Genomic DNA, 20,922 nt, shown 5'->3' with positions numbered 1-20,922 from the left:
TTGTCATCTGCAAAACCTGCCCATTTTCATCCTCTATCCTATTTTGTTGCAAAAATAAGATCCTTATAGATTATAGACAGGTTGCAGATGACTTTTAGCACCAGTTAATGAGGAATAAATTTCAATACCTTCATTAAGGAAAATAACCTACCAACCTAAGACTCTAAATACCCCATATATGGATCAGAAATTGAATCTTCTTGAGTTTCTATACGTCCTGCAAAACGGCGACTAAATGTCGCATCATCCGCTAATGTCACCGTAAAGTCATACCAACCACCGAATTCAGACATATCCCAAACCAGTTCTTTTTCAACACTATTGGTTTCTATCGCCCATGTCTTGTTTGGTAGATAAGCATTAGCTTTGACGTTGAGCTTGACTGTCTTATTACCATCATGACGCACTTTTAAATATAAATTCGCATCACATTCTTCTACACATACTCTAATTTCCGGTAATGCTTGAGTCTGATTAGCTTGACTCAAATTACCTTTAAACGCACGGTGAAAACCATTTGGTCCAAGTACCCATAAATCATACTGTCCATTGATAGTATTCCACACGTCATCAAGCTGTTTGCCCGCCTCAACCATATAACGGCGTGGAATTGCCGTAAGATCTAATCGGTTATAGACATGGAAAACGGCTGCCTGTTTACCCGTATTGGAGAACATCAGCTTAACCGTTTTTTGAGTGGCATCGACTTTGGCACTGGTGTGCAAAATATAAGGTAAAGCACGCGAAGGTCGAATTCCTATTTCCTGCTGAGGAAATTGTTGCTGGCTCGGAACAGAAACTTGCGGCAATAGTTCTTGAGCGACACGAATCGCATCGGCTTCGGCTTTTGTTTTCTTCCCATCTAGTTCAGCAACAGGCAAAAGATTCGGTGTTTTAAAATTAAATGCCGTTGTTAAATCACCACATACAGCACGGCGGTATGGGCTAATGTTAGGTTCTTGCACACCAAAACGTTTTTCCAAGAACTGTAAAATAGAAGTATGATCAAAGACTTGAGAATTTACCCATCCTCCACGGCTCCACGGCGAAATCACATACATTGGAACGCGTACACCTGGGCCATACACCCGTCCGTCTGTTTCGGGTTGAGATTTTGAAGTCGCTACTGCTGGATGGTTAAAGTATTCATAAGATACTTGTTGGTCCATTAAAGTGGTTTTTCCATATACAACACCGTTTATATCTTTAGAAGGTGCGCTTGGTGAAGGAACATGGTCAAAGAAACCGTCATTTTCATCGAAGTTCACCAATAAAACGGTTTGGCTCCACACTTGAGAGTTTTCAGTTAATGCATTTAATACTTCCTGAATATACCAAGCGCCTTGTACAGGACTAGATGGCCCCGGATGTTCACTGTAAGTTGCAGGTGCGACCAACCAGCTCACCTGCGGTAATTTACCTTGCGCAATATCAGCTTTAAAAGTTCCTAGAAAACCACCGTCCGGCATGGTATTGGCAATACCTTTGTAAAGTGGTTGAGGCACATCAATCTTTTCATCATATGCTGGACACATTAGTGTGTCGTTACTGACAGGTTGACCAGATTGCTCATTTGCACGGCGATATTGCTTGAAACCAGCTAAAGGGTTATCAGTAAAGTTATCCGGCATGTTTTGATAAACTTTCCATGTCACGCCAGCCTGCTGTAAACGCTCAGGATATGTCGTCCATTCATAACCTTCTGTTGATGGACCAATTCCATCAAATTCGTTGACCACACTCGCAACACCTGCGCCTGTAGGTCCATTGGTTCCCGTCCAGATAAATTTACGGTTCGGGTTAGTTCCCGCGTGCATGGCACAGTGGTAGGCATCACAAATCGTAAAAGCATTCGCTAAGGCAAATTGATATTCAACTTCTTGTTTTTTGTAGTAGCCCATCGACTGCGGTTGTTTATGCGCTACCCAATCACTCATACGCCCATTATCCCAAGCACCTTGACCATCTGACCATGAATGATTTGTACCAGTAACACGCTGAGCATTTCCTAAACGACTATCTAAGTGGTATGGCAATACTTTCTTTTTGTTGGCGTCATATTGTTCCCAAACCTTTCGGCCTTCTGTCATAGGAATGGTAAAACGGTCACCGAAGCCACGTACACCTTTTAGTGTTCCAAAATAATTATCAAATGAACGGTTTTCCTGAGTCAAAATCACAATGTGTTTAACATCTTGAATAGTTCCACTTTCAACTTTGGCGTCAATTGCTAACGCTTTTTGAATACTCAGCGGGAAACTCGCCAGAGCAGCGGTCCCAAACATTGTTTTTGTAGAATTTAAAAGAAATTCGCGACGATTCATTAGTTCTATCCTGAGTTCTTATTATGGTGCACAGTGCATTTTGCAATTACTGGTAGGCGGTGTTGTTGGCGATGAATTATCTGAGTCATTATCATCGTTACAAGCACTGAGCATGAGTGCTAAAGATGTAATTAATAAAATTGAAAGTTTTCGCATTGGTTTTTTCCAAACGGTTTAAATGCGAACTACTAATAAAGCGAAAAGGTGACAGGCAAGTGATGTTTTTATGTCGATTTGATGAAGGTATAAAAAAACGCATCCGAAGATGCGTTTTTTAGAAAACTTAAACTTACCAGCCTAAAGCTTCTTGTTGCTTTTTAATAAGCTCGGCAATTCCTTTTTCAGCCATTTCTAACATGGCATTGCTTTGAGCACGGGTAAACGGTTTGTCTTCCGCTGTACCTTGAATTTCAATAAACTCGCCTGCTTGTGTCATCACGACATTTAAGTCAGTTTGACAGTTCGAGTCTTCTTCATAGCAAAGATCAAGTAATACTTCATCTTGATACATACCTACAGAAATTGCAGCAACTAAGCCTTTAAGTGGATCTTGCTTAATTTTTTTCTGTGCAAGTAGAACATTCATCGCATCAACCAATGCTACAGCAGCACCAGTGATTGAAGCAGTACGTGTACCGCCATCAGCCTGAATGACATCACAGTCGATGGTAATGGTATTTTCACCAAGCTTTTTCAAATCAACCATCGCACGTAAGCTACGACCAATCAGGCGTTGGATTTCTTGAGTACGACCAGTTTGTTTGCCACGAGCAGCTTCACGATCACAACGTGAGTGTGTTGAGCGCGGTAACATGCCATATTCTGCTGTTACCCAGCCTTGACCTTGGCCTTTTAGAAAGCGTGGCACTGAGTTATCAATGCTTGCAGTACAAAGGACTTTGGTGTGACCAAATTCGACCAGCACAGAACCTTCAGCATAACGGGTGTAGTTTCGTGTAATTTTCACTTCACGTAATTGGTCTAATGCACGTTGGTCAATACGCATAATCCTTCCTAAATTCTCTTAAATACAAACTTGGGCATAGTATAGCAAAGGATTTTGACAGGTTGAGTTTATTCCCTACTTTCAAATGTAAGTCTGCACTTTTCAAGACTTAAAAATAAAAATAGCCCCTTTTTAGGAGCTATTTATTGGTCTATCTATTAGGCAAATTTGAATTTTGCTTTTAATTTTTCTAATGTCTGCCTCACTTTTGCAGTGGTGTGGTTTGGTAATGAGCATTTTGCTAAACGCACCCATACACTCCAGAACTGACGCATGAAATTAGCTTCATTGTAGTTAATACCGTATTCTGCACAGAGTGCCTTAATTTTCGGTGCTACTTCTTTATAGCGGTTGGCAGGCATATCTGGGAATAAATGGTGTTCGATTTGATGGCTTAAATTACCACTCATAAAATGAAGCCATTCTGTACCACTAAAATTACTTGAACCACGAATCTGACGTAAATACCACTCTGCCTTAGTTTCAGTGTCGGTATTATCCGGCTCAAACGTTTCTGCATCTTCAGTAAAGTGACCATTAAAAATTACAGCAGATGACCACAAGTTACGAATAATATTCGCAACTACATTGCCTGCAAAAACCGGTAAAAACATAGGACCAGAGATCACAGGAAAAAACACATAATCCTTTAAAACTTGGCGTGTTGCTTTTTTACGGACCTTAGCCGCATCTTCCCACACCTGTTTCCAGCTTTTGGTTTTATAAACTAATGCATCTTCAAGATGTAGATTTTGTACACCTACATACCATTCAAAGAAAAACATTAACTGTAGAGCCAGAGGAATATTAAATAGGTGACGAGGTTCCCACTTCTGTTGATCGCTTACTCGCAAAATGCCATAACCGACATCATGATCTTTACCGACAATATTGGTATAGGTGTGATGTACATAGTTGTGTGTTTCACGCCAGTCATCACCAGAGGCAATGGTATCCCAATCATAGGTATTACCATTCAGACTTGGTTCATTTAACCAGTCAAACTGACCGTGCATAACGTTATGACCAAGTTCCATGTTTTCTACAATTTTAGAAATACCCAGTAAACCTGTACCCAATAACCAGACAGGAGGAATCCAGCCACCAAACATCAACATGCCACGTGATGCGATTTCGGTATAGCGAACAAAGTTACGGACTTTGTAGATATATTTTGCATCTTGCTCACCAAGACTTTGCATAACATCTTGACGAATCTGTTCAACACGGCGGCCAAATTCTTCAATTTGCTCAGGGGTTAAATGAGCAGATTTAGAAGCCATAGAAACTTTTAATGCCATATTCATAAGGTTAATCCTCTTTAATTCTTTTTATAGATCAATCGTGACTGGGCTTAATGCCTGGCTCACGCATAGTTTAATTGGACGGTTCGGTTGGTCTTCAATTTCACCTGTTAACAGGTTTTGAGTAACTCCGCTCACTTTGGTACAACTGCATTTATTACAAACACCCATACGGCAGCCATGTTGCGGACGTAAACCTGCCTGCTCTGCACTGCTCAGTAAATTTGTTTCAGCTAAAAACTCGTGTTGCGCACGGCGGAAAATAACAGGCTGTGCTGCATGTGTACCAGTCACTTGAAGTGGTTGGAAATACTCTTGATGAAGCTGAGACTGAGCACCTTTTTGCGTATAAATTTCATTCGCCTGCTGCATCATGCTGTGGTGCCCACATATATAGGTCGCAGTCTGCGCAAAATCTGGAACCAGCTTTTGTAGTAAGCTTTCCGTTAAATGTTGTTTTTGCTCGCTGGTATTAAAAAAATGATATTGAAGCTGTGGATGCTGTTCTGCCAAAGCTTTTAATTCGGCATGAAAAATTTCTGCACGATTAAAATAAATGACATGGATTTGTTCAAGCTGCTGTTTTAAAGCTTGCTGCAAGAGTGAATAAATTGCAGTAATACCACTTCCTGAGGCAATTAAAATCGCAGGCTGCTGACCTTGATGTAAAATAAAATCACCTTGTGGCTGTGAAATCTCAACACACTCGCCTACATGTAATAGTTGAGCTGCACGAGACACCAAGCCTTGTATTTTAATACCTAAAGCGATTTCACCTTGAGTGGTTACTTCAATAATCGAATAGCTACGTTGTTGGTAAACGCCATCGATAAGTAAAGTCAGTAAAATACTTTGTCCCGCACAAACCTGTTCGAAATTAAAATTACGATTTGGTTTAAGCTTGATCAGTACCATATCGGTATGAAGCGGCTGAACAGCGGTAACTTCTGCAAGTACCCTTTTCCAAGCCCAAGTCACGTTAATTTTCTGCAAAACAAAATCAACGAAATCTTCTCGAACCCAATGTGGTTGATAGTTAAGTGTTGCGTTCATACGTTCCTCTTTTGTTTCTGGCTATTTATTTGAGTGAACACATGTTCGTATAGTGAACATATGTACACTATATTTATAAGTGTTCACTCAGTCAACACTTGTTCACTATTTTTTTTATGAAAGTTTGCTCTTTTTTGTTAGACTTTGGCTCACGGTTTAAATAGGTTTTTTTAATGTCGATACGGGATGAACGAAAACAGCAAAGTCGTCAGGCACTTCTCGATGCAGCCTTGCATCTGAGCACGTCTGGGCGTTCGTTCAGTAGTATCAGTTTGCGTGAAGTTGCACGTGAAGTGGGTTTAGTGCCAACAGCGTTCTATCGTCATTTTCAAGACATGGATGAACTCGGGAAAGAGTTGGTTGACCAAGTTGCCCTACATTTAAAAAGCGTTTTACATCAACTCGGCCAGAGTTATTTACAGCACAAGTCTGCAAAAACCCAAACCAGTATTGAGCTATTTGTACAGGCAGTGAATCATAGCCCTAAACAGTGGCAATTTATGATTGCTGAACGTTGGGGTGGTTCAGAGACGGTCCGTGCAGCCATTGCTAGAGAAATTGAATTTTTGATTGAAGATCTCACAACAGATCTGACTAAACTCGAAAATTTTAAACATATTCAAAATCCTCAAGACTTAAATGTCTTATCTACCATTTTGACCAATATGTCATTTACATGGGCAATGACGTGGCTCAACCTCGCCAAACAATATCAAGGTGAGCACCTTAAACAGCAACAAACTGCATTTATTGAAAATGCGTCTACACAAGTTCGCTTACTGTTTAGAGGTATTGCTAACTGGGAACGGTAAAACTGGCAAATGACAAAAAACAGGTTATGTGTTAATACGTAAAGAGTGAAAGAAAAAGGCGAAAATTTCGAGAAAAGTCTTTTTCTTTTTACAGGAAGTAAACTATTCGTTAGGCCAAACTGGTGTGGGAATACCTATGAATCTTGATCGTCATACACAGTTTTTGATGCGCAAAGAAAAAATTCTAAGCGTTGCAGAAAAATTGTTACTAGAAAACAATCAGGAAATTACTCTAGATGAATTAGTGGCCGAGCTAGATATTGCAAAAGGTACGCTTTATAAGCACTTTAGAAGTAAAAATGAACTTCTGCTTGAATTGATTATTCAAAATGAAAAACAAATTTTAGAAATTTCTCAAAAATATAATACTGATTTTAAAGAGTATGCACCACGATACATGCTCCACCATTTGCTCACACCGGGAAAAACGATTTTATTGCATCAACTTGAAGAAAATCTGACGATGACAGAGTCTAAGTTGAAGCATCTTTTTGAAGAGCTTTATGAAGTTCGTCAACAACGTATTCTAGCGATTAAAGACATTACAGAAAGTTATTTAAAATCATTAAATTATGATATGTCGATTCGTGACTATTTATCTTATATCTGGTCACTCACTTACGGTGCATCGTTGCTTTTAAACTCAACTTATTATCAGCGCTCGATTGGTTCTCGCCAAAAATTAATTAATTTATATATTAATCAAGCATTATCACTACCTACCCAAACCACCAATTTTGATGCGCTCAATTTTCAGATTGAAGACGAGAATTCTCAAAATTAATTGAATTATTTCGTGATTATGAAATAAATTTTATAAAAAAAGGGCTTCTTATGAAGCCCTTTTTAAAGCAATAAACTTTTATTTTGCCTTACGTTCTTTTTCAATTAAGTAATTAAGGACTTGGGTAACTTTACCATCTTCACCTTGCACCACATATTTACCATTAACGACTACTGCTGGTACGCCTGTTAATTGGTACTGTTGAGCAAGTTTATTTGACTCGGCAACTTTTGCAGTTACAGCAAATGAGTTGTAAGTGCTATTAAATTTTTGTTCAGGCACACCGTAACGAGTAAAGAATTTAGCCGCAGAAGCCTGGTCAAAAATCTGCTGACCATTCACCTGAATTGCATGGAATAATGGTAAATGCGTGCGCTTACGTACACCTAATGCCTCAGATGTATAGTAAGTACGTGCCCCTTGTTCCCATACTTTGTTCATGGCTGCTGGCGTACGCACAAAACGTACATCACTCGGAATTTGTTTTAACCACGTTTGCATATGTGGTTCAAGTTTAAAACAGTGCGGACAGCCATACCAAAAGAACTCACGAACTTCGATTTTCCCCGGTACTTCCACTTTGCCTGGATTGGCGATTACGGTGTAGTCTTTACCAGCAACAAAATCTGCTGCCATTGCACTACCCGATACGGCCATAATTGCTGCACTCAAACCACCCAAAAACAATTTTTTCATTGTTACAGCTTTTCCTCTAAGTTGTTATGCATTAGCTTATGCCCTAAATATAAAACAAATATGCTAAATTCGTTTTGCTTCTGTGAAGTTTTTTATTGGGTTTATCGCTTTTTTCCCAATAATCGCTACACTAACGGCGAACTACATCAAAAAGATAACCCAAGTTTAGAGGTGACACCATGTCGCAATTGAATGTTGATTTACAAGAAATCGCAAAATTTGAAGCACTTGCTGCCAAATGGTGGGATCAACATTCTGAATTTCGCCCACTTCATCAAATCAATCCTTTACGCTTGAACTGGATTGATGAACGTGCAGGTGGCCTTGCCGGTAAAAAAGTACTTGATGTCGGCTGTGGCGGCGGTATTTTGGCTGAAAGCATGGCACGTCGTGGAGCAGATGTACTGGGCATTGATATGGGTGAAGCGCCTTTAGCCGTAGGCCGTTTGCATGCTCAACAAGAAAATGTTCAAAATATTGAATATCGTCAAATTCCAGTTGAAGAGTTGGCGCAAGAACAAGCAGGCCAATATGATGTGGTCACTTGTATGGAAATGATGGAACATGTTCCAGACCCGGCATCCATTGTGAAAGCATGTCAGACTTTGGTTAAACCAGGTGGCCATGTGTTCTTCTCGACCATCAACCGTAACCCGAAATCTTATTTATTCGCCATTATTGGTGCTGAATATGTACTGCGCATGCTGCCAAAAGGTACGCATGATTATCACAAGTTTATTCGCCCATCTGAAATGGCACATGACATTCGTAATGCAGGCTTAACTTTAAAAGAAATGACAGGCTTGCTCTACAACCCAATTACGAAGCGTTATTGGTTAGCACCAAATGTTGATGTTAACTATATGGTTCACACAATAAAGACAGGTGCATGATGAAAGCTGTTTTATTTGATTTAGACGGCACTCTCATCGATACGGCTGCCGACTTTATTCGTATTATTCAACAAATGTGCCGTGATGCAAGACGCCCTGTTGTAGAAGCCGATCTTATTCGTACACAAGTGTCTGAAGGTGCCCGTGCCATGGTCAAATTGGTTTACCCAGAGCTGGATGTGACCAATCCAATTTTCTTGGCACATCGACAAAATTTTTTAGATTTGTATGGCAATAATATAGTTGTCGATACTGACCTGTTTGAAGGGATGTATCCACTTTTAGAAGAGTTAGAAGCTCAGCAAATTCCGTGGGGTATTGTCACCAATAAACCACGTGGTTTAAGTGAATCTCTTCTAGAAAAGTTAAACCTGACGGAACGCTGTGCGGTTTTGGTATGTCCTGAAGATGTTTCTAAAACCAAGCCAGACCCGGAACCAATGTATTTGGCTGCAAAGCAGTTAAATATCCCGGCAAATGAAATCATTTATGTGGGGGATCACCCACGTGATATCGATGCTGGCCGCAATGCTGATATGTATACCATCTTGGCAGCTTATGGCTATTTACCTATCGAACATCGGGATGATTTAAACGCTTGGCAAGCCGATTCGATTGTAAATACGGTGACAGAATTACACGAGTTGTTACGTCAAAAGCTTCCTGCTCTACAGGAAAATCAGCGTATGATAAGTTAACACAAGAGTTTTATAAGCTTTTTTAACGGTTACTTATATCAATATAAAAAGAAGGAGGTTTACCAATGAAATATTCAGAATATCAACCTCGTCCGGATCTACTCAAAGATCGAATTATTTTAATCACTGGTGCTGGTGATGGAATTGGGCGAGCTGCGGCCCTCAGTTATGCTTTACATGGTGCAACTGTCGTCTTGCATGGTAGAACCTTAAATAAACTTGAAGTAATTTATGATGAAATTGAAGGTTTAGGCGCGCCTCAGCCTGCTATTTTACCCCTCCAGCTTTCGAGTGCTTCCGATCGCGATTATGACTTTTTAGTAAGTACGCTAGAAAAACAATTTGGTCGTCTGGATGGCATTTTGCATAATGCAGGTATTTTGGGTGAGCGGGTAGAACTTGCACATTATCCAGCAGAAGTATGGGATGATGTGATGGCAGTCAATTTACGTGCACCTTTTGCTTTAACCCAAGCTTTATTACCGCTACTACAAAAGTCAGAAAACGCTTCTGTCGTATTTACCAGCTCAGGTGTAGGCCGTGAGGCACGCGCGCTCTGGGGTGCGTATTCTGTCTCGAAAGTCGCGATTGAAGCGGTGAGCAAGATTTTTGCGGCTGAGCATACTTATCCAAATATTCGCTTTAATTGTATTAACCCAGGAGCTACACGTACTGCCATGCGTGCTAAAGCTTATCCTGAAGAAGATCCGAAAACATTACCAACACCGGAGTCCATCATGCCGGCTTATCTTTATTTAATGGGTGAAGATAGCTTAACGCTCAATGGGCAAAGTATTGATGCACAGGATTAAATAATTACAGATGAAAAGCTAAAATAATTTATAGCCGATCATCACATCTGGCTTGGCTATACCTGAAAAGATATATACAAGCCTTTTTTATTATTGAGAAAAACGCTGGATTTATCCGTAATTTTAATTGAAGCATTAAATGATCTTCACAGTTTCTCTGCATTTTGCGCGTACAGTATTCAACATGAGAGACATCAGATGTAAACGAGGATGCATCATGAAAAAGTTGTTCACCATCTTAGCCCTTTGCATCACTGTACTGACCACCAGTATGGCTAGCTTTGCTGATCCTCCTTTTGACCGAGGACATGGCCCGAAAGGTCCTAAAGGCGGACCTCGTGGTGAATGGAATGATCGTGGGCATAAATTTGACCGTGACGATAATGGTGATCGTGTTCGCGATGAACGCCGTATGCGTGAGGAACGTGGCTTTGAGCGTCTGAAACAACATCGTTGGCAGCCAGGTTATGTGATGCCACAGCACTATCGTGGTAATGGTTATAAAGTCGACTATAAAGACAATAACTTACCTAAACCCGATCGTAACCAGCAGTGGTACAAAATTAACAATGACTATATTTTAGTCGACACGGACTCTAACAGTATTGTGAGTATTCGCGGTTTCTAAGATAGATAGCTCCTCACTATCGCTTAGTAGGAAAGGATGAAGCTGATCGGCTTTATCCTTTTTTTATTTTTATATCAATATGATATAAAAATTTAAATCTTCTAAATTTCTTCTTATTTCATAGAAAATTTTCACATTTATTATTCTTCGCCTTCACGATTTATCTGTAATTTTTCACTAATCTTCAATTATCGAAATTTAATAGATCATTCGAGGTTTACGATGAAAAAGATAACAACAGCAATTATTCTTTCAATGAGTGGTTTAATCGCAACAACAGCAATGGCTGCGCCTCACGACCATTATCACCACCAAGGATATGAGACAAAAACAGTCAAAGTTATCCATAAAGATGATCATGCGAATATTTGGCGTGCAGGCCAAGTTGTACCGCATCAATACCAACATCCACGTTATGTCATTGACTACCGTTCACACCAGAAATTGACTAAGCCAGGTCGTTATCAAAAATGGTATAAGGTGAACGGAAATTATGTACTCGTAAATGAGCAAAGCCATAAAATTATTAAAGTAATTCGTTAAGTTCATAAAACATCTAACACCCAAAGCTAATTTGGGTGTTTTTTTATCTAAAACATGCGACTTTGAGCTTTTTTGTTTAGAATCCTCTTTATATCTTTTTGCTGTTGATTCGAGATCGGTATGCCAACTAAGTCTTTAGAGAAATCACATAATAATACCCAGCATTATGTACATTGGTTCCGACATTCAGCACCCTACATCAATGCGCATCGTGATAAAACTTTTGTTTTAATGTTTGGCGGTGAAGCAGTCCGCGATCCTAATTTCGAACATATTATTCACGATATTGCCTTATTACATTCTCTTGGCATCCGTTTAATCTTAGTGCATGGCGCACGTCCACAAATTAATCACAACCTTAAAGAAAAAGGGATTGAAACCCCTTTTTATGATAACTGCCGTATTACTACACGCGAATCTTTAAGCTGTGTCATGAGTGCTGTAGGGTCTATTCGGTTAGAAATCGAAGCATTGTTATCTATGGGCTTAGCTAACTCTCCAATGTATGGCGCTCGAATAGATGTCGTATCAGGTAATTTCGTAACCGCTAAACCTTATGGTATTCGTGAAGGAATGGATTTTCAGCTTACAGGCGAAGTTCGTTCAATAGATACAGACGCGATTGAACGTCATCTTGATAACAATAATATTGTTTTACTTGGCCCAACGGGCTATTCAACCACAGGTGAAGTATTTAATTTAAGAGCTGAAGAAGTTGCAACCAAAACTGCGACTTATTTAAAGGCAGATAAATTAATCTTTTTAGGTGAGCAACAAGGTTTACCTAACGAAGATGGGCAATTACTGCGTGAATTAAGCCCACACCAGCTTGATTACTATATTCAACAATACCAAACCACACACCCAACTCTAACCCTACATTTGCAAGAAGCAAAAAAAGCATCTTTATCGGGTGTACATCGTGTCCATCTAATTTCTTATTCTTATGATGGTGCACTTATTGAAGAACTCTTTACGCGTGATGGTGTGGGTACCATGATTACCGATGCGCATTATGAAGAAGTTCGTATGGCGCATATTCAAGATGTCGGCGGCTTAATGAACCTATTACGCCCGTTAGAAGAAGAAGGCATTTTGGTGTATCGCTCACGTGAACGTTTAGAACAAGAAATTAACCAGTTCGCTGTCATTGAACGAGACGGTATGATTTTGGCCTGCGCTGCCCTTTATCCAATTCCGACTGAGTTTAATGAAACACGTTCAGCAGAAATTGCTTGTGTGGCAGTACACCCAAGTTATCGTAAATCAAACCGTGGCAGCCAAATTCTGCAATTTCTCGAAGAAAAGGCCAAACAACAAGGCATTCGTCAATTGTTCGTTTTAACCACCCGTACCGCACACTGGTTCTTAGAGCACGGTTTCCATCAGGTGAGTGTGGATGACTTACCAAATGCCCGTCAGGCACTTTATAACTATCAAAGAAATTCTTTAGTCTTTAAAAAATTGCTTCCCTAGACTATGCATTTTTTAAGATATTCTTATTTCAGATAAGCTTAGTCTAAAAAGTACAACCATAAAGGTAATTAATGTATGGTTGTACTTTTTTTAAATCTTTAAATTTTATTCTTTTAATAACTTTTACTTTATTTACATATACTTAAATATCTTTTTATAAATATTGTCCTGTTCAATAAATCATTTTTTTGCATAAGTTTATCGCCGAAAGTTTTTAGCTTTTTTTTGCATAAATAAAGACTGAATATTTATTTTTTACGAAATAAAAATCCCTTTAGGGTATCTGCTCATCCAATTATTTTTCTTTTTCTCTTTCGGGGAGCACAAAACCACATGGCACTTTTTAATTCCACTTCATGGGCAAAATATTCAGTCATTGCTGCCAGCCTTGCGGGAGTGATGATGCTAGGTGGTTGTGCCAAAAAAGAGGAGCACACCACGACAACTTTAAATATCGGCTATCAGAAATATGGCATCCTTCCTATTCTAAAAGCACGTGGTGACTTGGAAAAAGCACTCAAAGATCAAGGCGTACAAGTGAAATGGGTCGAGTTTCCTGCGGGACCTCAATTACTTGAAGGCCTAAATGTAGGAAGTGTTTCGTTAGGCGAAGCAGGTGAAGCACCACCTATTTTTGCTCAAGCAGCCAATCCAAATTTAGTCTATGTCGCAAATCAACCTGCTGCACCAAAAGCAGAAGCGTTATTAGTACAAAAAGATTCTCCAATCCAGTCTATTAAAGACTTAAAAGGAAAACGTGTCGCACTGAATAAAGGTTCGAATGTTCACTACCTTTTATTAAAAGTCTTAGAAGCAAATCACTTGAGCTTAAGTGATATTCAACCTGTTTATTTACCACCATCAGATGCGCGTGCAGCCTTTGAAAAAGGAGCTGTCGACGCATGGGTGATTTGGGATCCGTTCTTTGCAGCAGCTGAACATCAAATTCAGGCCCGCGTTCTGGCAACAGGTGAAAACTTGGTAAGCAATCATCAGTTCTACTTAGCTGATCGTAAATTTGCAGAAAATAATCCAAAAGTTCTGAACACGGTTGTACAAACGCTAAACCAGACAACTGAATGGGTCAGCACACACCAAGATGAGGCTGCCAAGCTACTCGAAAAACCTACGGCACTTGAGTTTGATGTACTCAAAACGTCTATTTCACGTATGGGTTTTGGAGTTCAGCCAATATCTGACAAGGTAGCTCAAGAACAACAATATGTAGCTGATGCCTTCTACGCGCAAAAGCTCATTCCCAACAAGCTCACCATTCAAGAAGCCATTTTAAAACTGAAATAAACCCAGCTTGGGCACAGCTTAAATAACGATATAAATGCTGTGCCTTGTGTTAAGGGAACAAGGATATCAATATGCAACATCAGTCATTATTTAATAAGAGTCAGTGGACCCAGTTAGTTAAGCGCTTTAGCGCGGTCGTTGTATTAGGTTTAACAATCGCAGCACCTGCTTGGGCAATTGACCCAACAGTGAAAGAACTTCGTATTGGTTTTCAAAAAAGTTCGATTAACTTCGTGATTGCCAAACAGCAAAAACTATTTGAACAAGAATTTCCAAATGCCAAAATCACTTGGAATGAGTTCCCCGCTGGCCCTCAAATTTTAGAAGCCTTAGCTGTTGGCTCACTCGATGTTGGCGTTACTGGAGACACGCCCCCGGTCTACGCTCAAGCCGCTGGCAAGCCTTTATATTACATTGCTTATGAAGCAGCCAAACCATTGGCCTCAGCAATTTTAGTTCCCAAAAACTCACAACTAAAACAGCTTAAGGACCTAAAAGGTAAACGTATTGCGCTACAAAAAGGTTCTAGCTCACATTACCTACTTGTACAGGCCGTACGTAAAGCAGGCTTAAAATGGAGCGACATTACCCCAATATGGCTCACACCTGCCGATGCTCGCGCTGCATTCCAAAAGGGTGCTGTTGATGCATGGGCAATATGGGATCCGTACTACGCTTCAGCACAACTAGAAGACCAAGCTCGTGTTCTTGCATCTGGTAAAGGCCTAAGCCCGAACTATACCTTTTACTTAGCCGCTCCAAATTTTGTTAAGCAATATCCAAAAGCTGTTCCAGGACTCATCAAGCAGATCAATCAAGCTGACAAATGGGTCCAAAGCCATCAAGCAGAAACTGCAAGTGCGATTGGCCAAAGTACAGGCCTAAAACCTGCGACCAGTGACTTATTTATTAAACGCCGTCCACGTCCATCATCGGCAGCTCCACTTAACAGCAAAGTCATTGCTGAACAACAGCAGCTTGCAGACATCTTTACTCAACAAGGCATCATCCCTAAACCAATCAGCATTAAACAAGCTGTTTGGGGTGCCAAGTAATTTCAATAGATATATAGGTAATGCACATGAAAATTTTCTGGTTTATTCCTACCCACGGTGATAGTCGCTATTTAGGTACAAGTAAAGGCGCTCGTCAGGTTGACCATGCCTATATGAAGCAAATTGCTGTGGCAGTAGATAACTTGGGTTACGAAGGAGTACTTATTCCAACAGGTCGTTCATGTGAAGATCCTTGGATTACGGCGGCTAGCCTAATCGATGCAACTCAACACCTTAAGTTTTTAGTTGCATTACGTCCAGGGGTAACAACACCAGCGTTGGCAGCTCGTATGGCTGCAACATTTGACCGCTTGTCGAATGGTCGTGTTCTACTCAACTTAGTGACAGGTGGCGATGAAGCAGAACTACGCGGTGACGGTTTATATGAAGATCACTCAACGCGTTATCAAACAGCCAATGAATACGTAAAAATCTGGCGTGAAATTTTGACGCGTTCACATACGGGTGAAGCTTTTACATTCCACGGTGAACGCTTACAAGTAGATGATGCAAAACTACTTTACCCACCTGTTCAAAAACCTTATCCACCTCTTTGGTTCGGTGGTTCTTCAGATGTAGCTGTTGAACTCGCGGCTGAGCAAGTCGACACCTACCTGACTTGGGGTGAACCACCAGCAGCCGTGAAAGAAAAGATCGAACATGTTCGTGCCAAAGCTGAGGCTAAGGGCCGTAAATTAACTTATGGCATTCGTTTGCATGTCATTGTTCGTGAAACCAATGAACAAGCATGGGCAGCAGCTAACGAGCTTATCCAGTATCTGGATGATGCAACTATTGCTGCAGCACAGAAAAAATTTGCACAAATGGACTCAGTTGGTCAGCAACGTATGGCTGCTCTACACGGCGGTAATCGAGACAAACTTGAAGTATCTCCAAATCTTTGGGCAGGTATCGGTCTAGTCCGCGGTGGTGCAGGTACAGCACTTGTCGGCGATCCTGAAACCGTTGCTGCACGTATTCAGGAATATGCGGATTTAGGTATCGATACCTTTATTTTCTCAGGCTATCCACACCTTGAAGAGTCAATCCGTTTTGCAGAGTTAGTATTCCCATTATTACCAATCGAGACCCGAGCTAAACTTGCTCAACCAAACTTAACTGGTCCATTCGGTGAAATCATTGCCAACAACTATGTTCCAGACGAGAAGAAACAAAATAGTTCCGTCAAGGAGCCTGCATGAGCAAAGATATAAATATTGTTTCACGTGGAACGAAGCAAGTCGGGCAGCATCTGCTGCCTTGGATTTTCCCGATTGTTCTATTGGTTGTTTGGCAAATTGCATCGAGTTCAGGCCTTTTAGAAAATCGTATTCTACCGGCTCCTACGGCTGTCGTTTCTGCTTTTTGGCATCTACTCATTAGCGGCGAGCTTTGGCAACACGTTAAAGTCAGTGCAGGACGAGCCTTACTCGGACTATTTATTGGTGGTGGTTTAGGTTTGCTATTGGGTCTGCTCAATGGGTCTTCACGTTTCGCCTCTACCCTGCTCGATACAACCTTGCAAATGATTCGTAACATCCCAGCATTAGCACTTATTCCACTGGTTATCTTGTGGTTCGGTATTGATGAAACAGCCAAATTATTTTTGGTGGCGGTCGGAGTCTTCTTCCCTATTTATATCAACACCTATCACGGTATCCGTTCAGTCGATCCACAATTAATTGAGATGGGTAAAAGCTATGGTCTTTCACGTTGGCAGCTTTACAAAGAAATTATTCTACCAGGTGCGATGCCCTCGATTTTAGTTGGTTTACGTTTTGCTTTAGGTCTGGTTTGGGTGTTGCTCATTGTAGCTGAGACTATTTCAGCACAAGCAGGTATTGGCTATATGACTATGAATGCACGAGAATTTTTGCAAACTGATGTGGTTCTGGTCGGTATCCTTCTTTATGCCCTATTAGGCAAATTAGCCGATGTTCTAGCGCAACTTTTGGAACGTTATTTACTACGCTGGCATGCTGGTTATCAAAAATAAAGGAGCTTAAAATATGACAAATCTGAATTTAAATATTAATCAGAATGACGTAGAGCTCATTCCAGAAAATCATCCAGAGACACAAGAACCTGTGGTAGGCGCAGAGATTCTGATTGAACAGCTTTATAAGTTTTATGGTGAAGTTAAAGTTCTTGAAGATCTTAACCTTCATATTCAACCGGGCGAATTTTTAGCTATTGTTGGACGTAGTGGCTGCGGTAAAAGTACTTTATTGCGCTTAATTGCCCAACTTGAAAAAGCCAGTTTTGGAGAAATAAAATTTAAATCTGCCCGACATTTGCGTGAAGGTATTACTAACGATGACATACGGGTTATGTTTCAAGACCCACGGTTACTGCCTTGGAGAAATATTCTTCAGAACGTTCAACTTGGGCTACCAAAATCGCAACATGCTTTGGCAGAAGAATTATTAGAGAAAGTAGGTTTAAAAGAAAAAGCGGGACAATGGCCTTCACAGCTCTCAGGTGGTCAACGACAACGTACTGCCCTAGCCCGTGCGTTATCTCATACTCCCCGTATTTTATTGTTAGATGAACCTTTGGGTGCATTAGACGCGTTAACTCGTCTTGAGATGCAAAGCTTGATTGAACGTTTATGGAAAGAGCAAGGTTTTACTGCCATTTTAGTCACACACGATGTAAGTGAAGCAGTGCAACTGGCTGACCGCATTATATTGTTAGATAAAGGTCAGATTGCTCAAAGTTTTCAAGTTAATTTGCCGCGTCCACGGAAAAAGAGCATTACTTTTGCTCAGCTTGAACAACAAGTACTCGATGCCGTCTTAGCCACTTAAGGTTGAGATGAGTAATGAGAACCATTCAACCGAAAAATGCCCAATTAACGAGCAATAAAACTGATGATTTATTGCTCTTTTTTAGGGCGAAGAATAAAAAATATTTTTAAGAATAACAATAAACTAGTGAATCTCTCTATTTTTTGCACAATAGTATATCTATTGCTCAAATAACTATCCGTTTTTTCACTAAAAAAGTGAGACACCTGTGCACAAATCAAACGATTTACCTTACAATGGGAACACTATCTTTTTAATTTATGCAGCAAATGGAACAAAAGAAGAGTACCCAAAAGCGCAATCAGCTTCTTGCTGCCGCCCTTGATGTGTTTTCACTATATGGGTTCAATGGCGCAAGTCTGGATGAAATTGCCCAACTCGCTGACATGCATAAGTCGAATATTTTCTATTACTATGAAAATAAAGAGTCTTTATATGTGGAAGTGCTGACCACAGTTTTACAAAAATGGCTAGCTCCCTTACAAACCTTAGAAGCTGAGTTAGAACCAGCCGAAGCCTTGTCTCATTATTTAATTCAAAAAATCGAACTTTCTCGTAGCCAACCAAAAGCTTCGCGACTATTTGCTTTAGAAATTATTCAAGGGGCACCGCATATTTTGCCTATATTGAAAGGACCCTTGAAAAAGCTATTTAAGCGCAAAGCTAAGGTCATTCAAACTTGGCAAGAGCAAGGAAAAATTTCACCGGATATCGACCCAGAACTTTTAATTCTCAATATTTGGGGTCTTACGCAAAATTATGCCGATTTTGCGACTCAAATGGAAATGGTAACCGGGAAAACTCTTCGTAACCGCAGTATGTTCCAGCGCTCGATTGAGCATACGGTACATATGATGCTCTACGGCGTATTACCTCGCTAAAATAAAAAAGATCGGCAAATTTGCCGATCTTTTTTTAGAAATGATTTTGATAAAGTGCTAAAAGCTTTTGTGCACCCAATAATAAGTTTTCTTCCCAATCCCAATGAGCCGTATCATCTGCTCCATCAGTAATATATTTCACCGAAATTAAACGTACACCTAACTTGTGGCAAACTTTTGCTAATGCATAACCTTCCATATCGACTACATCACAAGCGATCTTCGGCTGACCCGTTTCAAATGAGTCCCCTGTCCCACAAATTCCTTTTGGTAAATCCGCAAAATGCGTTCGGAGATGAATTTCAGCCGCCAAGTGATCATCTAACGGCGTTACCCCGACTTCAAATCCTAAAGGTGAAACGTCCATATCACGTTGTACAAAAGTTTTTATTTCTACTAAATCGTGCCGATTAAAAGATGAACTTCCTGCTGTACCTAAGTTAATTAAAGTTTTACAGCCTGTTTTTTGAATAACTTCAAACGCTTTAAAAGCAGCATTGATCTTACCAATACCACTGTAATGGACTTCGATACCTGCTTGCTCGAATAAACCTTTAGATTCGTTGGGAAGTGCCATAATTAAAGCGGTATCTGTGTTCATTCAAAAAGCTCAAATCAGAATTAACAAAATTAGACAGTAAGTATAAATCAGGTGCAAAAGCTTTTTGCACCTTTTCACCTTTACTGCATTCTTTGTTGTAAAGCCACCAAACATGGAGAGAAGAATAGCTTGCCACTGTATGCTCCGGCTAAGGTTTTCTTCATTACCACGCTCCACATCACTAATAATAAAATACTGAATGCCACAGCGACGTATTGTAAAAATACAACTTCAATCTGATGACCTAAATTAAATAAAGCCAAAATAAACACACCAAATGGGAAGGTTAAACCCCACCAACCCAAGTTAAACGGAATACCTGTCTTTGCATGACGAAGTGTTGTTAAAATCGCAAGACCAAGCCACCATAACCCAAAGCCTAAAAGTACTAGACTACCCACAACGCCCAAGGCTTGAAATACATAGGCAAACTCAGGAAAGCCAACATTTACAAATACTCTTTGTGCCTGCTCACCTAGCAATAATAGACCTAAAGCACCTGTCCCAATCGGACCTAAAGAAAGCCAGCTAGAAATCGCGACTTCTTTTTCTGGTAACTGATGCAAAGCCATACGTAACATTAAAATCGTTAAAATGGCAAATGCAGGTAAAACAGAGATTCCCCAAAGTACATAACCTGCTAACAATAAATGAAAGCCATGCACATCTGCTGGTAAATGTGCAACCAACATGCCCGCAGAACTTGCTGCGACTTCACAAGCAACTACAGGTAAAAGCCAAATTGCAGTCATGGTATGTAGCTGATGATTCTGACGGCTAAACATGCAAAATGGGATGATCCACGCAATTGCTAGTGCTAAAAAGACGTCGATGTACCACAAAGCTTGGGCGATATGAACTGCCACTTCGCCGTAAAGCCCGATTCCGAAGCTTAAAAAGCCATTTAGTATGGTTGCAAGCCCCATCGGTATAGCACCTAAAAACAAGCTCATATTTGGATGATTAAATATTTGCTTCGCTTCATGAGGGAAAAGAAACCACCGCAATAAATAGAGAACTGAAAAAACACTAAATAGAACAATATTAAATTGCCATAACAGCGTAGCCAGCATAAATAAAAATGATTTGGCAAATGGAAGCTGAATTAAAATCATACTGACCACGCCAGTACCCATAGTTGCTGTAAACCAATTTGGGGTAAAATGCCGTATAACATCTTTACTTTGATTTAATTGGTAAAAGGGTCTTTTCATCTTAAGTCTCTAATCAAAGAGTGGGTGAGG

At 40.2% G+C, this 20,922-nt stretch carries 22 protein-coding genes; 15 read left to right on the top strand and 7 right to left on the bottom strand.

Translation table 11 applies throughout. The features are described from left to right. Window positions 1–155 precede the first annotated feature (155 nt). Entirely contained in the window at window positions 156–2,324 is a 2,169-nt protein-coding gene (locus EGT34_RS11650; protein ID WP_024437465.1) for a phosphocholine-specific phospholipase C, read from the bottom strand. Between the two features lie 40 nt (window positions 2,325–2,364). Between EGT34_RS11650 and EGT34_RS21030 the strand changes: the two genes are divergently transcribed. After that, on the top strand, window positions 2,365–2,502 hold the full coding sequence (locus EGT34_RS21030; protein ID WP_001176440.1) for a hypothetical protein: 138 nt from the start codon (window positions 2,365–2,367) through the stop codon (window positions 2,500–2,502). A gap of 111 nt (window positions 2,503–2,613) precedes the next feature. Here the strand turns inward: EGT34_RS21030 and rph are convergent, their stop codons facing one another. From rph to EGT34_RS11635, 3 genes are all read right to left on the bottom strand, one after another. Further along, entirely contained in the window at window positions 2,614–3,330 is a 717-nt protein-coding gene (gene rph / locus EGT34_RS11645) for a ribonuclease PH (RefSeq protein ID WP_001217232.1), read from the bottom strand. A gap of 158 nt (window positions 3,331–3,488) precedes the next feature. Then, window positions 3,489–4,631, bottom strand: a complete 1,143-nt coding sequence (locus EGT34_RS11640) for a fatty acid desaturase family protein (RefSeq protein WP_086242009.1) — start codon at window positions 4,629–4,631, stop codon at window positions 3,489–3,491. Between the two features lie 30 nt (window positions 4,632–4,661). Next, window positions 4,662–5,687, bottom strand: coding sequence for a ferredoxin reductase (locus EGT34_RS11635; RefSeq protein WP_000994564.1), 1,026 nt, complete (start codon window positions 5,685–5,687; stop codon window positions 4,662–4,664). 173 nt (window positions 5,688–5,860) lie between these two features. Between EGT34_RS11635 and EGT34_RS11630 the strand changes: the two genes are divergently transcribed. Continuing rightward, a complete protein-coding gene (locus tag EGT34_RS11630; RefSeq protein ID WP_000027528.1) occupies window positions 5,861–6,499 on the top strand; it encodes a TetR family transcriptional regulator in 639 nt (212 codons plus the stop codon). 136 nt (window positions 6,500–6,635) lie between these two features. After that, on the top strand, window positions 6,636–7,283 hold the full coding sequence (locus EGT34_RS11625) for a TetR/AcrR family transcriptional regulator (protein WP_001047027.1): 648 nt from the start codon (window positions 6,636–6,638) through the stop codon (window positions 7,281–7,283). Between the two features lie 78 nt (window positions 7,284–7,361). Here the strand turns inward: EGT34_RS11625 and EGT34_RS11620 are convergent, their stop codons facing one another. After that, entirely contained in the window at window positions 7,362–7,979 is a 618-nt protein-coding gene (locus EGT34_RS11620; RefSeq protein ID WP_031975057.1) for a thiol:disulfide interchange protein DsbA/DsbL, read from the bottom strand. Window positions 7,980–8,158: 179 nt separating this feature from the next. On the opposite strand from EGT34_RS11620, the gene ubiG reads away from it, so the two are divergent. The 12 genes from ubiG (at window position 8,159) to EGT34_RS11560 (ending at window position 19,077) form a co-directional block, all read left to right on the top strand. Then, entirely contained in the window at window positions 8,159–8,872 is a 714-nt protein-coding gene (gene ubiG / locus EGT34_RS11615) for a bifunctional 2-polyprenyl-6-hydroxyphenol methylase/3-demethylubiquinol 3-O-methyltransferase UbiG (protein ID WP_000080760.1), read from the top strand. After that, window positions 8,869–9,570 (top strand): HAD family hydrolase, encoded by a 702-nt coding sequence (locus EGT34_RS11610; protein WP_000973871.1) that lies wholly within the window; start codon window positions 8,869–8,871, stop codon window positions 9,568–9,570. The genes ubiG and EGT34_RS11610 overlap by 4 nt, the downstream gene beginning before the upstream one ends. A 65-nt stretch (window positions 9,571–9,635) precedes the next feature. Further along, window positions 9,636–10,382 (top strand): YciK family oxidoreductase, encoded by a 747-nt coding sequence (locus tag EGT34_RS11605; RefSeq protein ID WP_000877608.1) that lies wholly within the window; start codon window positions 9,636–9,638, stop codon window positions 10,380–10,382. A 217-nt stretch (window positions 10,383–10,599) separates the two neighbouring features. Then, window positions 10,600–11,010 (top strand): RcnB family protein, encoded by a 411-nt coding sequence (locus EGT34_RS11600; RefSeq protein ID WP_000732887.1) that lies wholly within the window; start codon window positions 10,600–10,602, stop codon window positions 11,008–11,010. 222 nt (window positions 11,011–11,232) lie between these two features. Continuing rightward, window positions 11,233–11,553: an RcnB family protein gene (locus EGT34_RS11595; RefSeq protein ID WP_000724538.1), complete on the top strand. Its 321-nt coding sequence runs from the start codon at window positions 11,233–11,235 to the stop codon at window positions 11,551–11,553. Window positions 11,554–11,673: 120 nt separating this feature from the next. Next, window positions 11,674–13,029 carry an amino-acid N-acetyltransferase gene (argA, locus tag EGT34_RS11590; RefSeq protein WP_001142457.1) on the top strand — a complete coding sequence of 452 codons (1,356 nt, stop codon included), beginning with the start codon at window positions 11,674–11,676 and terminating at the stop codon, window positions 13,027–13,029. Between the two features lie 333 nt (window positions 13,030–13,362). Then, window positions 13,363–14,331, top strand: coding sequence for a sulfonate ABC transporter substrate-binding protein (locus EGT34_RS11585; protein WP_001173275.1), 969 nt, complete (start codon window positions 13,363–13,365; stop codon window positions 14,329–14,331). Between the two features lie 71 nt (window positions 14,332–14,402). Then, the gene (locus tag EGT34_RS11580; RefSeq protein ID WP_001164682.1) at window positions 14,403–15,386 is read left to right on the top strand and encodes a sulfonate ABC transporter substrate-binding protein; all 984 of its coding nucleotides are present in this window, start codon (window positions 14,403–14,405) and stop codon (window positions 15,384–15,386) included. Between the two features lie 26 nt (window positions 15,387–15,412). Continuing rightward, window positions 15,413–16,588, top strand: a complete 1,176-nt coding sequence (ssuD, locus tag EGT34_RS11575; protein ID WP_000689552.1) for an FMNH2-dependent alkanesulfonate monooxygenase — start codon at window positions 15,413–15,415, stop codon at window positions 16,586–16,588. Then, entirely contained in the window at window positions 16,585–17,382 is a 798-nt protein-coding gene (ssuC, locus tag EGT34_RS11570; RefSeq protein ID WP_000031020.1) for an aliphatic sulfonate ABC transporter permease SsuC, read from the top strand. The genes ssuD and ssuC overlap by 4 nt, the downstream gene beginning before the upstream one ends. A gap of 13 nt (window positions 17,383–17,395) precedes the next feature. Beyond that, window positions 17,396–18,196, top strand: a complete 801-nt coding sequence (locus EGT34_RS11565; protein WP_000183288.1) for an ABC transporter ATP-binding protein — start codon at window positions 17,396–17,398, stop codon at window positions 18,194–18,196. Between the two features lie 260 nt (window positions 18,197–18,456). Beyond that, a complete protein-coding gene (locus tag EGT34_RS11560; protein WP_024437464.1) occupies window positions 18,457–19,077 on the top strand; it encodes a TetR/AcrR family transcriptional regulator in 621 nt (206 codons plus the stop codon). A gap of 34 nt (window positions 19,078–19,111) precedes the next feature. Here the strand turns inward: EGT34_RS11560 and EGT34_RS11555 are convergent, their stop codons facing one another. Continuing rightward, entirely contained in the window at window positions 19,112–19,678 is a 567-nt protein-coding gene (locus tag EGT34_RS11555) for a 5'-nucleosidase (RefSeq protein ID WP_001090746.1), read from the bottom strand. Window positions 19,679–19,758: 80 nt separating this feature from the next. After that, a complete protein-coding gene (locus EGT34_RS11550) occupies window positions 19,759–20,892 on the bottom strand; it encodes a TDT family transporter (protein WP_000828358.1) in 1,134 nt (377 codons plus the stop codon). Window positions 20,893–20,922: the final 30 nt, after the last annotated feature.

It is taken from the genome of Acinetobacter sp. FDAARGOS_558 (assembly GCF_003937785.1).
Taxonomy (GTDB): domain Bacteria; phylum Pseudomonadota; class Gammaproteobacteria; order Pseudomonadales; family Moraxellaceae; genus Acinetobacter; species Acinetobacter baumannii.
This window is presented reverse-complemented; position numbering and strand designations above follow the sequence as displayed.